10 protein-coding genes are annotated in these 13,318 nt (G+C 61.0%); 3 read left to right on the forward strand and 7 right to left on the reverse strand.

Features of this window, described 5'->3' with window-relative positions:
- Positions 1-16: 16 nt before the first annotated feature.
- The 7 genes from QZR30_RS03440 to mreB form a co-directional block, all read right to left on the reverse strand.
- A complete protein-coding gene (locus tag QZR30_RS03440; protein WP_311902936.1) occupies positions 17-865 on the reverse strand; it encodes a carbon-nitrogen hydrolase family protein in 849 nt (282 codons plus the stop codon).
- A 48-nt stretch (positions 866-913) separates the two neighbouring features.
- Positions 914-4,729 carry a YhdP family protein gene (locus QZR30_RS03445; RefSeq protein ID WP_311902937.1) on the reverse strand — a complete coding sequence of 1,272 codons (3,816 nt, stop codon included), beginning with the start codon at positions 4,727-4,729 and terminating at the stop codon, positions 914-916.
- Positions 4,730-4,807: 78 nt separating this feature from the next.
- On the reverse strand, positions 4,808-6,265 hold the full coding sequence (gene rng, locus QZR30_RS03450) for a ribonuclease G (protein ID WP_046070915.1): 1,458 nt from the start codon (positions 6,263-6,265) through the stop codon (positions 4,808-4,810).
- Positions 6,266-6,335: 70 nt separating this feature from the next.
- The gene (locus QZR30_RS03455; RefSeq protein ID WP_046070914.1) at positions 6,336-6,932 is read right to left on the reverse strand and encodes a Maf family protein; all 597 of its coding nucleotides are present in this window, start codon (positions 6,930-6,932) and stop codon (positions 6,336-6,338) included.
- 50 nt (positions 6,933-6,982) lie between these two features.
- Positions 6,983-7,471, reverse strand: a complete 489-nt coding sequence (gene mreD / locus QZR30_RS03460) for a rod shape-determining protein MreD (RefSeq protein ID WP_043048570.1) — start codon at positions 7,469-7,471, stop codon at positions 6,983-6,985.
- Positions 7,471-8,562, reverse strand: a complete 1,092-nt coding sequence (gene mreC / locus QZR30_RS03465; RefSeq protein WP_080944717.1) for a rod shape-determining protein MreC — start codon at positions 8,560-8,562, stop codon at positions 7,471-7,473. Before mreC ends, mreD begins: the two co-directional genes overlap by 1 nt.
- A gap of 138 nt (positions 8,563-8,700) precedes the next feature.
- Complete coding sequence (gene mreB / locus QZR30_RS03470; RefSeq protein ID WP_002555108.1) at positions 8,701-9,738, reverse strand: rod shape-determining protein MreB; 1,038 nt, start codon at positions 9,736-9,738, stop codon at positions 8,701-8,703.
- 210 nt (positions 9,739-9,948) lie between these two features.
- Between mreB and gatC the strand changes: the two genes are divergently transcribed.
- The 3 genes from gatC to gatB are packed head-to-tail and all read left to right on the forward strand — an operon-like array spanning position 9,949 to position 13,160.
- Positions 9,949-10,236: an Asp-tRNA(Asn)/Glu-tRNA(Gln) amidotransferase subunit GatC gene (gatC, locus tag QZR30_RS03475; RefSeq protein ID WP_046070912.1), complete on the forward strand. Its 288-nt coding sequence runs from the start codon at positions 9,949-9,951 to the stop codon at positions 10,234-10,236.
- Between the two features lie 16 nt (positions 10,237-10,252).
- Positions 10,253-11,704, forward strand: coding sequence for an Asp-tRNA(Asn)/Glu-tRNA(Gln) amidotransferase subunit GatA (gatA, locus tag QZR30_RS03480; RefSeq protein ID WP_056845511.1), 1,452 nt, complete (start codon positions 10,253-10,255; stop codon positions 11,702-11,704).
- 10 nt (positions 11,705-11,714) lie between these two features.
- Positions 11,715-13,160 (forward strand): Asp-tRNA(Asn)/Glu-tRNA(Gln) amidotransferase subunit GatB, encoded by a 1,446-nt coding sequence (gene gatB / locus QZR30_RS03485; protein ID WP_059398051.1) that lies wholly within the window; start codon positions 11,715-11,717, stop codon positions 13,158-13,160.
- Positions 13,161-13,318 lie beyond the last annotated feature (158 nt).

A 13,318-nucleotide genomic window follows, 5' to 3' on the forward strand; every position in this document is an offset into this window, starting at 1 on the left:
AGGTTTGGCCTTAAATTCATCGTTCTGAAGCAGGCCGCTGCGCGCCCTGCGAGAAAAAGCGCCGATGGCTGACCACCGGCATGCGCGCCCTTATCGACGCCTGTTCACTGCTATCGCGTTCGGCCAGCAACACCGCTTCGCCTTGATCCTGTTGTGCCAGCACCCGCCCCCAAGGGTCGACAATCGCCGCGTGGCCATGGGTTTCCCGTGGGCCTGGGTGCACGCCACCTTGAGCGGCCGCCAGCAGGTAGCACTGGGTTTCGATGGCCCGCGCCCGAATCAGCACATCCCAATGGGCGGCCCCGGTCACCGCCGTAAAGGCCGAGGGCGCGGTAATCAATTCAGCCCCCGCAGCGCGTAATTCGCTATACAGCTCGGGGAAGCGCAAGTCGTAGCACACCGTCAGCCCCAAACGCCCCACTGGCGTATCCGCCACCACCACATTGCTTCCGAAAGCATAGTCGTAAGATTCGCGATAACGACCACGAGCATCCGCGACGTCCACATCAAACAGGTGCAGCTTGTCGTAACGAGCGACAATTTCACCCTGATCATTGATCAGCAGCGAGCAAGCGTTGGACTTGGCGTGGGGTTGGTCCTTGGGCGGCAACGGCAATGTACCGGCCACTATCCATAAGGTGAGGTCACGGGCGGCCTGTTTCAACCATGGCAGGATCGGGCCTTCACCCAGGGCCTCGGCGCGGCCGATATCGGCCACGTCACGGCGACCCATCGCAGCGAAGTTTTCCGGCAGTACCGCGAGTTTCGCGCCACCCGCCGCCGCTTGCTCCAGCAGGCGGCGCGCCTGGGTGAGATTAGCCAGCACGTCACTCTGGCTGACCATTTGGATTACTGCAAAAGACATGGGCCGACACTCCATACAGGGCATGGGGCCATGCTACTCCACAGGCTCTCAGTTTGGCTTTTCAAATGGCTTGTCGAAGGTGATTTTCGGATCCTTCCAGGGGCCCTGTACCTTGTATTGCACACTGGCAAAGCGCGAAACCCGATCACCGATCAGTTTGTCGATCAGGAACAACGCGCCGCCAATAGCTGGTGCACCGACAATCAGCGCCGCGATGGGCAGGTTGTTGGTCACCGGCAAGGTCACCAGCAACTTGGCGTCGACGCGATCAGCCACCAGGTCCAGGGTACCGTTGAGCTCCAGATTGGTAGAGGGCCCGGTCATGGTGATGGGCTCACGGGTCACGAACACGCCATTACTGGCGGCCAGCAAGCCCTTGACCCGGTCGTAACTCAAGCCCTTGCCAAGCAGGTCGGAAAAGTCCAGACGCAAACGCCGGCCAATGGAATTGAAGTTGAGCAGGCCAAACACCCGCAACGCCTGCGCGCCCCCCTCCACTTCGACGAACTGGCCTTTACGGAATGCCGCATCCAGGCTGCCGGAGAAGCGCTTGGGCCCAACCCAGGCCGGCGAACCCGGCCAACGGCCATCCACGTCCAGATGGAAATCTTCGCTGGTCACCGTCGGGGCAAAACCCCAGCCCTTGAGCACATCGGCAATGTTCTTGCCGTCCAGGCGACCCTTGTACCAACTGCTGCTGGCGCCCGGCGCCCCTTCCCAGCCGCCGGCACCCTTGAGCTGCATGCCCTTGAGGCCCAGGTCGAGGTTATTGAAGGCCATGCCCTTGGCGGTCGGACGGATCTTCAATGACCACGCCCCCACCAAGTCCGGCCCCTGGAAGAGCTGGTCGATGGCGATATCCAGTGCCGGAATGCTCTTGGGGTCGATATCGGCCAGCGGATCGGGCGCGTTTTCGTCCGCCTGTACCGTCGGGTCCACTGCTGGCAATTTTACATAGTTGAGGTTGACCGCAATCGGCGCACCGTTGGCGTCGGGCAGATTCACCGTGCCCTTGGCCTGCTGGCTATCAAATTGCAGCCCCCAGGCAGCGGTCTTGCGACCCAGCTGTAAGCTGACCTGGTCAAACTGGGTGCCGAACCCGGTCAACTTGCCCACTTTGAAATCGGCGCCACTGAGCAACTGCTTGGCATTGCCGCCCGGGTCATTCCCCGCGTAGCGATCCACGAGTTTTTTCCACGGGTCGATATCCAGTTCCGACAACACACCACGAATGCGCAGTCCCTTTGCACCGGGCAGCACGGCATCGCCATTGCCGAGGAACAATTCGCCGCGCCCGTCATTGAATTTGTCCGGCGGCGCAGCAAAGGTGAAGTTTGCCAGCTCGCCGTAATCAAACCAGTAACGGCGCTCAGCCCCCTGCAAGGTCATGCGGAAGGTACTGTCGCGCCCCTGGCTGGCCGGCATGCCGAATGGCGCCGGCAAGTCCACGGCGACACCCTTGAGATTGGAGTTGACCATCAACTGGCTGTCTGCGCCGTCCAGGATGACTTGTAACTGGTACGGGATATCCCCGGACACCGGCAGTGGCTGGCTGACGTTCAACCAATCCGTGAGGCGCTTGACCGTTACCTGGCCGTTGGCGGTCACGCGGGTGCTGATATCGCCCGGCTTGCCTTCGGCAAAAATCTGCGCAGTGATCGGCCGGTCGAAGGCCTGGGCCGAGATGTTCTGCCCGCTCAGGCCCTTGGCACTGTCAAAACGGAAATTGCCTTTGAGCTGGGTCAGGTCCAGGGTCGGCTCGGCCAATTGCAAGCGCGCCTTGTCGGTCTTGAAGTCAACCACGATCTTGGGCTCGGTGCCCTTGGCCAGGGGCACGTCCAGGTCCAGGCTGCCCTGCAGGCCGCCCTCGCCTTTCCAGCCAGCGAACGTGGACGCGGTGCCAATGGGCGCTTCCTGGAGAATTTTCAAGCCATCGCCCAAGCCGCCGGAGAACCCGCCAGTGAGCAGCAGGTGACTGTCCTGGCCGGCCGGCGCGTGGGGAATGTTGACGTAGACGTCCTTAACCTGGGTATCGAGCAACTGGCCCTTGCTTGCCAGGATGCGCACACCGCTTTCCTCGACGAAGACTTCACCGTTGACCTTGTCAACATGGGGCCAACCCGGCTGGAAGGCCAACTCGGCATCATGCACCTTGAAGAACAGACTGATGTTGCGCGACGCCGGCAGCGCGTCGTGGTTCAGGGAGCCTTGATACTGGAAGAACCCTTCATCCACGGCGCCCTTGAGGATTGCCGTACGCAGCCACTCATCCAGCGCCGGGCTCAACACGGCGGGCAGGTACTTGGGGGTGAAACGGCCATCGCCATCGACCATCCCGACCCGCAGGTCCATGTAGTCTTCCTGACTATGATCGAAGTGCAGGCGGATCAGGAAGTCTGCAGCAACCTTGCCCTCCTCCCCCAGCACCTTGATATACGGGGCAATCAGGGTGAAACCCTGTTTATCCAGTTTCCAGGTCAGGCGTGCGTTGGCCTGGATGTACTGCCAGGGCTTGGCGAAGATCGGGTCCAGGTGCAGGGAAAAGTCCTTGCTGTCCATGCGCAGCTCGCCATGGCCCAGGTCGCCACTGATGCTGCCAGACACATTGCGCGCAGCCGGCGCGCCGAAATACGCGTCGAAGCCTACACGCTCAAGGTTTGCGGCAAAACTGACTTTCTGGTCGGTGGTGTCCTGGGGTCTGAAGTCCACCAGCACATTGCGCAGCAGGCCCGTGGCCTTCAAGTGCTCGACGGTCTTGGCAAAGCCTTCCGGCAACGGCGCCAAGGCATTGAGCAGTGGCGTGATGGGTGTCAGGTCGAGACGATCGGCCTGCAGGTTCCACACTTCCTGAGCCTTATCGGTCGCCAGGCTCTGCTGTAATTGCAGGCGCGACTCCCAGCGGGTCTCACCGATAGTCATCGCCAGCGAATCAAACAGCACCTTGAGGCCGCTGTCGCTGCGTTGCAGGTAGGCGGTCAGGGCCAGGTTTTCCAGATGCACAGGCTTGCGGTCGGCGTAGTTGCCCTTCACTTGCGGGGAATTGAGGCGCACCGCAGCGCTTTGTACGGTGCCTTTGGCCCAACTGAGCCAAAACTCGCCACCGGCCTTGAACTGAGTGAGCTTCCATTGCCGGGTCAGTTTGGCGGGAATCCACTTGGCCCAGTCGCTTTGCGGCAAGCTCAGATAGGCATCGACCTCGGCGTCTTTCCATTGGCTGGCGCGGATGTGGCTACGCAGGCTGACAGCAAGCGGTTGGCCGTCGGGCAGGGTCAGGCGTGCATCCAGGCGCTGTTGGCTCATGCCGGTGTGCAGGCTCAGGCCCACGTACGTTACGGTCACTAGTGCCTGGTCGAAGGGTTGCAAGGTGACCTGGCTGTCCAGCACCGACACGCGCTTGACCATTTGCATGCGCGTCAGCAACTGCTGCGGGTCCAGCGGCTGGTCGTCCTGCACCGGCAAGCCTTGCAGCGTCCAGCGCCCATCCTTGTCTTCCTTGACGCTCAGTTGCAGGCCACTGACTTCCAGGTGGGCGATACGCACTTGACGGGCCATCAGGCTGGCCCACATATCCGGCACAACCTCCACCTGGTCAAGACGCAAGGCACTGCTGCCCTCGCCGACCATGACGTCGTGGGCCAGCAATACCGGGGCAAACCCGCTCCAACGGCCTTCAAGGCTGCCGATATGCAAAGGCGTCTCCACGGCGGCCTGGGCCTTGGCTTCGATTTCGGCGCGGTATTCAGCCACCAGAGGGCTCAACTCACGCCCCAGGCTCACGTATACCGCCGCCAATACCAGCAGCAACGCGCACAGGCCCAGGCCCCAGCGGGTCAAAGCGGCAAAAAAGCGTATCAGACGCTCCATGTCAGGCGACCCTCAAAAAACAGTTGGCGGACGGCAGATCAAGGTCTGCCGGTCTCGGATAAAACACGCAATTGGGGATCAGAGCAGCACCACGTCGTATTGTTCCTGGGAATACATGGTTTCAACCTGGAAGCGAATCGTGCGACCGATAAAACTTTCCAGCTCGGCAACGTTGCCGGACTCTTCGTCCAGCAGGCGATCGACCACTTTCTGGTTGGCAAGCACTCTATAACCTTCGGCCTGGTAGGCGCGCGCCTCGCGCAGGATTTCGCGGAAAATCTCGTAGCAAACGGTTTCCGGCGTCTTCAACTTACCGCGGCCCTGGCAACTGCTGCACGGCTCGCACAGCACCTGCTCCAGGCTTTCGCGGGTGCGCTTGCGGGTCATTTGCACCAGGCCCAGCTCGGTGATGCCGATGATGTTGGTCTTGGCGTGATCGCGCTCCAGCTGCTTCTCGAGGGTACGCAGCACCTGGCGCTGGTGCTCTTCATCTTCCATGTCGATGAAGTCGATGATGATGATGCCGCCGAGGTTGCGCAGGCGCAGCTGGCGAGCGATAGCGGTGGCGGCTTCAAGATTGGTCTTGAAGATGGTCTCTTCAAGGTTGCGATGGCCTACGAATGCACCAGTGTTGACGTCGATGGTGGTCATGGCCTCGGCCGGGTCCACCACCAGATAGCCGCCGGACTTGAGCGGCACTTTGCGCTCGAGGGCTTTCTGGATTTCGTCTTCGACGCCATACAGGTCGAAGATCGGCCGCTCGCCGGGGTAATGCTCCAGGCGGTCGGCAATTTCCGGCATCAGCTCGGCAACGAATTGTGTAGTGCGCTGGAAGGTTTCCCGCGAGTCGATGCGGATTTTCTCAATCTTCGGGCTGACCAGGTCACGCAGCGTGCGCAGCGCCAGGCCGAGATCTTCATAAATCACGCTGGGAGCGCCGATGGTCTTGATCTGTGCGTCGATCTGGTCCCACAGGCGCCGCAGGTAGCGGATATCCATAAGGATTTCATCAGCTCCGGCGCCCTCGGCGGCGGTACGCAGGATAAAACCACCCGCTTCTTTGATGCCCTCAGCGGCGACGCAATCGCTGACCACCTTTTTGAGTCGGTCGCGCTCGGCTTCGTCTTCGATCTTCAGGGAAATGCCCACATGGGCAGTGCGCGGCATGTACACCAGGTAGCGCGATGGAATCGACAGCTGGGTGGTCAAGCGTGCGCCCTTGGAACCGATGGGGTCTTTGGTGACTTGCACCACCAGGCTCTGCCCTTCATGCACCAGGGCACTGATGCTTTCCACTGCCGGGCCTTCACGCAGGGAAATTTCCGAAGCATGGATGAATGCTGCACGGTCCAGGCCGATATCGACGAATGCCGCCTGCATGCCCGGCAATACGCGCACCACCTTGCCTTTATAGATATTGCCGACGATCCCGCGCTTCTGGGTGCGTTCCACATGCACTTCTTGCAGAACACCGTTCTCTACCACCGCCACGCGCGATTCCATCGGCGTGATATTGATCAGAATCTCTTCACTCATGGCTGGGTCTCGTTCAGGCGTTTTCACAATAGTGACCGGTCGCTCAAGGCTTGGCGCTGGAATACGGCGTTCAGCGCACGGTAAGGTTTTGCCAACAGGGTATGCCGAATTGGGCGAGCAGTTGCGCGGTTTCGCACACCGGTAGGCCAACCACCGCAGAATAACTGCCATTGAGGCCGGCAACGAACACCGAACCCAGGCCCTGGATAGCATAGCCGCCGGCCTTGTCCTGGGGTTCGCCACTGTGCCAGTAGGTTGTAGCCTCTTCGACAGAAACCTGGCGAAAACGTACAAGACTGCTTACATATCGGGTTTCGCAGCGCTGGCCGTCGGTGAGGGCAATCGCAGTGAGCACTTCATGCTCGCGGCCGGAAAGGGCCATCAGCATTGCCAGCGCATCGGCCTGGTCCACGGGTTTGCCCAGGATCTGGCCGTCAATAATCACCGCCGTATCGGCGCCCAATACGCAGGCGCCCGAAGGTTGGCCAAGCGCAACAAAACCCGCCGTTGCCTTGCCGCGCGCAAGACGCTCGACATAGGTAACGGCGGGTTCGTGGGTAAGAGGTGTTTCATCAATAGCGGCGCTGACCACGGTGAAAGGCACACCGATCTGGTTCAACAGCTCACGTCGCCGCGGGGAGCCCGAGGCCAGATAAAGCGAATTCATTGCAGCCTCTCCCTGTGGGGTTTGATAACCAGGCAGAGCCTCGCAACCATTCAATTGATTTTATAGCGACGGCGCAGCCCACGCAGGCCAAAACTGATCCAGGGCCACAGCAATGCGCTGACCAGGGCCGGTAAGACCAACGCCAGGGTCGGCTGGCGATTGCCGGTCAAGGCACTGAGCCACAACTGGACCAACTGCGCCAGGCCGAAGATCACCAGGATCACCAGGCACTGCTGCCACATCGGGAACATGCGCAAGCGCTGCTGCAACGACAGCACCAGGAAGGTAATCAGGGTCAGGATCAACGCGTTCTGGCCCAGCAAGGTGCCATAGAGCACATCCTCCGCCAAGCCCAGGCACATCGCCGTGACCATGCCCACCTTGTGCGGCAGGTTCAGCGACCAGAACGCCAACAGCAAGGCCAGCCAGAGCGGGCGCAGGATTTCCATGAATTGCGGCAGTGGCGAAACGCTGAGTAACAGGCCAATGGCGAAGGTCAGCCAGACGATCCAGCCATTACGCGAATGAGTACTAGCCATTATTCCTCCCTCTGCCGTGTGGGGGCCGCAGTGGCGGTTGGCGTCGTGGCCGGCGGTTTAGACGCAGCCGGCTTGGCTGGGCGAGCGTTATGCGTAGCCGGTTTGGCCGGCGTTGCAACAGGCGCCGCCGCTGCGGGTACGGTAGCAGGGGCTGGCGGGCCAACGAACGCCGGTTTCGGCACCGTGGCCGGCACGACCGGCACAGTGCCGTTCTGCTTGTCTTCCGCCTCCTGGGCCTGGGCGGCGTCGTTGGCGCGCTCTTCCGGGGTGCGGTTGTCGCTGAACACCAGCAGCAGGTAGCGGCTGCGATTGAGCGCGGCAGTCGGCACGGCCCGCACAATAGCGAACGGCTGGCCGGAATCGTGGATCACTTCCTTGACCGTCGCCACCGGGTAGCCGGCCGGGAAACGCTGGCCCAGACCGGAGCTGACCAGCAAATCGCCTTCCTTGATATCCGCGGTGTCGGCCACATGGCGCAATTCCAGGCGTTCCGGGTTACCGGTGCCGCTGGCAATCGCACGCAAACCGTTGCGATTGACCTGCACTGGAATGCTGTGGGTCGTGTCGGTCAGCAGCAATACCCGCGAGGTGTAGGGCATCAGCTCCACCACCTGGCCCATCAGGCCACGGGCATCGAGCACCGGCTGGCCGAGGACCACGCCGTCGCGTTCACCCTTGTTGATGATAATGCGATGGGTAAAGGGGTTGGGGTCCATGCCGATCAACTCGGCCACTTCGACCTTTTCGTTGACCAGTGCCGAAGAGTTGAGCAACTCGCGCAGCCGAACGTTCTGCTCGGTGAGGGCCGCCAGCTTTTGCATGCGCCCCTGCAGCAGCAGGTTTTCAGTCTTGAGTTTTTCGTTCTCGGCAACCAGCTCGGTGCGGCTGCCGAATTGGCTGGCCACGCCCTGGTAGAGACGTTGCGGCAGGTCGGTGATCCAGTAGGTCTGCATCAACACCAGCGACATCTGGCTACGCACAGGCTTGAGCAGTGCAAAGCGGGCATCGACCACCATCAGCGCGACCGAAAGCACGACCAGCACCAGTAAGCGCACGCCCAATGAGGGGCCTTTGGCGAAAAGCGGTTTAATAGGCCGCTCCTCCCAGGCAAATGTTCTCTTTATTCATACGGCATCAAACCGGCCTGGATGCAGATTGAAGAAGATAAACGCCAACAGGCAGCACTGCAAAGTGCTGCCTGCCGACCATGCATGAACCTTCCAGGCGTCTTATTCGCTGGAAAGCAGGTCCATGGTGTGTTTATCCATCATTTCCAGTGCACGACCACCGCCGCGGGCAACGCAGGTCAGCGGGTCTTCGGCGACGATCACCGGCAGGCCGGTTTCCTGGGCCAGCAACTTGTCCAGATCGCGCAGCAAGGCGCCACCACCGGTCAGCACCAGGCCACGCTCGGCGATATCCGAAGCCAGCTCCGGCGGCGATTGCTCCAGGGCGCTCTTCACGGCCTGAACGATGGTGGCCAGGGACTCCTGCAGAGCCTCAAGCACTTCGTTGGAGTTCAGGGTGAAGGCACGTGGAACGCCTTCGGCCAGGTTGCGACCGCGAACATCGACTTCGCGAACTTCGCCGCCCGGGTAAGCGGTGCCGATTTCCTGCTTGATGCGCTCGGCGGTTGATTCGCCGATCAGGCTGCCGTAGTTACGACGCACATAAGTGATGATCGCTTCGTCGAAGCGGTCGCCGCCGACGCGTACGGATTCGGCATACACCACACCATTCAGGGAAATCAGGGCGATTTCGGTCGTACCACCACCGATATCCACCACCATCGAGCCGCGGGCTTCTTCAACCGGCAGGCCGGCACCGATCGCGGCCGCCATCGGCTCTTCGATCAGGAACACTTCGCGGGCACCGGCACCAAGGGCCGACTCACGGATGGCACGACGCTCCACCTGGGTGGACTTGCACGGGACGCAGATCAGCACACGAGGGCTGGGCTGCAGGAAACTGTTTTCGTGAACCTTGTTGATGAAGTACTGCAGCATCTTCTCGCAGACGCTGAAATCGGCGATCACGCCATCCTTCATCGGACGAATGGCAGCAATATTGCCTGGTGTACGGCCGAGCATGCGCTTGGCCTCGGTGCCAACGGCAACGACACTTTTCTGATTACCATGGGTCCGAATGGCCACAACCGATGGCTCATTCAGGACGATACCGCGCTCGCGCACGTAAATAAGGGTGTTGGCAGTGCCCAGGTCAATGGAAAGATCGCTGGAAAACATGCCACGCAGTTTCTTGAACATGGGAAAGGGACCCTAGGCAACGCGTGGGTAAAAAAGTGCGGCAAACTCTAACAACGACAGGGATTTTGGGCAAGGCGCCAATGTGCTAAATTGGCCGACTTTCTGTGCACCAACCCCCACAATCGCGGCCTTATGACCGTAGAAATGCGGTAGTGTTCCGACAATCTAACACACGGACGCCCTCCGTTCTGTTTTCCACTGGAGAATCCCATGGCGCTTGAACGCTCCGACGTGGAAAAAATCGCACATCTGGCCTCGCTTGGCCTGAATGATGCCGATCTTCCACAGACCACCGCAGCCCTGAATAGCATCCTCGGGCTGGTCGACCAAATGCAGGCCGTGAATACCGACGGCATCGAGCCCCTGGCTCACCCACTGGAAGCCAGCCAGCGCCTGCGCGCAGACGTCGTGACCGAGCAAAATAATCGCGAGGCCTACCAGTCCATCGCGCCAGCGGTCGAAAACGGCCTGTACCTGGTTCCGAAAGTCATCGACTAAAGGGAAAGAGCCTTTCATGCATCACATGACTCTGGCCGAGATCGCCCGCGGTCTCGCCGACAAAACGTTTTCTTCCGAAGAACTGACCCAGACCCTGCTGGCGCGTATCGCCGAGCACGATCCCAAGGTCAACAGCTTCATCAGCCTCACCGAGGAGCTGGCATTGAGCCAGGCCAAGGCCGCCGACGCCCGTCGCGCCAACGGTGAAAATGGCGCGCTGCTGGGCGCACCGATCGCCCACAAGGACCTGTTCTGCACCCAGGGCATTCGCACCAGTTGCGGCTCGAAGATGCTCGACAATTTCAAGGCCCCCTACGACGCCACCGTGGTCGCCAAGCTGGCCGCTGCCGGGGCCGTGACCCTGGGCAAGACCAACATGGATGAATTCGCCATGGGTTCGGCCAACGAGTCGAGCTACTACGGCGCGGTGAAAAACCCGTGGAACCTGGAACACGTGCCGGGTGGCTCGTCCGGTGGTTCGGCCGCGGCCGTTGCCGCGCGCTTCCTCCCGGCTGCCACCGCTACCGACACCGGTGGCTCGATCCGCCAGCCGGCGGCCTTCACCAACCTCACCGGCCTGAAGCCGACCTACGGTCGCGTTTCCCGCTGGGGCATGATCGCCTACGCTTCCAGCCTGGATCAGGGCGGCCCGTTGGCACGCACTGCCGAAGACTGCGCGATATTGTTACAAGGCATGGCAGGCTTCGATAAACAGGACTCCACCAGTATCGATGAGCCGGTGCCGGACTACAGCGCGAGCCTGAACACCTCGATCAAGGGCCTGCGCATTGGCGTGCCAAAAGAGTATTTCAGCGCCGGCCTCGACCCGCGTATCGCCGACCTGGTGCAAAACAGCATCAAGGAGCTGGAAAAGCTCGGCGCCGTCATCAAGGAAATCAGCCTGCCGAACAACCAGCACGCGATTCCCGCTTACTACGTGATCGCGCCGGCAGAAGCTTCTTCCAACCTGTCGCGCTTCGACGGCGTGCGCTTCGGCTACCGCTGCGAAAACCCGAAAGACCTCACCGACCTGTACAAACGCTCCCGTGGCGAAGGCTTCGGCAGTGAAGTCCAGCGCCGGATCATGGTCGGTGCCTACGCCCTGTCGGCTGGCTACTACGACGCGTACTACCTCAAGGCGCAAAAGATCCGTCGCCTGATCAAGAACGACTTCATGGCCGCCTTTGAAGAAGTCGACGTGATCCTCGGCCCAACCACGCCAAACCCGGCCTGGAAGATCGGCGCCAAGACCGGCGACCCGATCGCCGAGTACCTGGAAGACCTCTACACCATCACCGCCAACCTCGCGGGCTTGCCGGGCTTGTCCATGCCCGCCGGTTTCGTCGATGGCCTGCCGGTCGGCGTGCAATTGCTCGCCCCGTATTTCCAGGAAGGCCGCCTGCTCAATGTGGCGCACCAGTACCAGTTGCACACCGACTGGCACACCCGCACCCCTACCGGCTTCTGAGGAGAACACTATGCAATGGGAAGTTGTGATCGGGCTGGAGATTCATACCCAGCTCGCCACCCAATCGAAGATTTTCTCCGGTAGCGCCACCACGTTCGGGTCCGAGCCCAACACCCAGGCCAGCCTGGTCGACCTGGGCATGCCCGGCGTTCTGCCGGTGCTGAACCAGGAAGCGGTGCGCATGGCCGTGATGTTCGGCTTGGCGATTGACGCCGAGATCGGCCAGCACAACGTGTTCGCGCGCAAGAACTACTTCTACCCGGACCTGCCCAAGGGCTACCAGATCAGCCAGATGGAGTTGCCGATTGTCGGCAAGGGCCACCTGGACATCGCACTGGAAGACGGCACCATCAAGCGTGTCGGCGTAACCCGTGCACACCTGGAAGAAGACGCCGGCAAAAGCCTGCACGAAGAATTCCCGGGCGCCACCGGTATCGACCTGAACCGCGCCGGCACGCCGTTGCTGGAGATCGTCTCCGAGCCGGACATGCGCAGCGCCAAGGAAGCCGTGGCTTACGTCAAGACCATCCATGCGCTGGTGCGCTACCTGGGCATCTGCGACGGCAACATGGCCGAAGGCTCGCTGCGCTGCGATTGCAACGTATCGATCCGGCCAAAGGGCCAAGTCGAGTTCGGCACCCGCTGCGAGATCAAGAACGTCAACTCGTTCCGTTTCATCGAGAAGGCGATCAACAGCGAAGTGCGTCGCCAGATCGAACTGATCGAGGACGGCGGCAAGGTGATCCAGCAAACCCGCCTGTACGATCCGAACAAAGACGAAACCCGCGCCATGCGCAGCAAAGAGGAAGCCAACGACTATCGTTACTTCCCCGACCCAGACCTGTTGCCGGTGGTGCTCGAGGATTCATTCCTCAATGACATCCGCGCCACCCTGCCGGAACTGCCACAGCAAAAACGCGAGCGCTTCCAGGCGCAGTTCGGATTGTCGATCTACGATGCCAGCGTGCTGGCTTCCAGCCGTGAGCAGGCCAACTACTTCGAGAAAGTCGTAGGCATTGCCGGCGACGCCAAGCTGGCGGCCAACTGGGTGATGGTTGAGCTGGGCAGCCTGTTGAACAAACAGGGCCTGGAAATCGACGAAGCGCCGGTCACTGCCGAACAACTGGGCGGCATGCTGCTGCGCATCAAGGACAACACCATCTCCGGCAAGATCGCCAAGATCGTGTTCGAGGCCATGGCCGCAGGTGAAGGCAGCGCCGACGAGATCATCGACAAACGCGGCCTCAAGCAAGTCACCGACAGCGGCGCCATCTCGGCCGTGCTCGATGAAATGCTCGCAGCGAATGCCGAACAGGTCGAGCAATACCGCGCGGCAGACGAAGCCAAGCGCGGCAAGATGTTCGGCTTCTTTGTCGGCCAGGCAATGAAAGCCTCCAAGGGCAAGGCCAACCCGCAACAGGTCAACGAACTGCTGAAAAGCAAGCTCGAAGGCTGATAGCCGTGAAATGGTTGGAGCAGACTTCAAGGTCTGGCTCCAACCTGTGTGGGAGGGGGCTTGCTCCCGATGAGGGCGTTTCAGTCAACACATGTGTTGACTGCTTCACCGCTATCGGGAGCAAGCCCCCTCCCACATAAGCCCCCTCTCCACATTTT

The organism is Pseudomonas sp. rhizo25, from assembly GCF_031931935.1.
Taxonomy (GTDB): Bacteria; Pseudomonadota; Gammaproteobacteria; order Pseudomonadales; family Pseudomonadaceae; genus Aquipseudomonas; species Aquipseudomonas synxantha.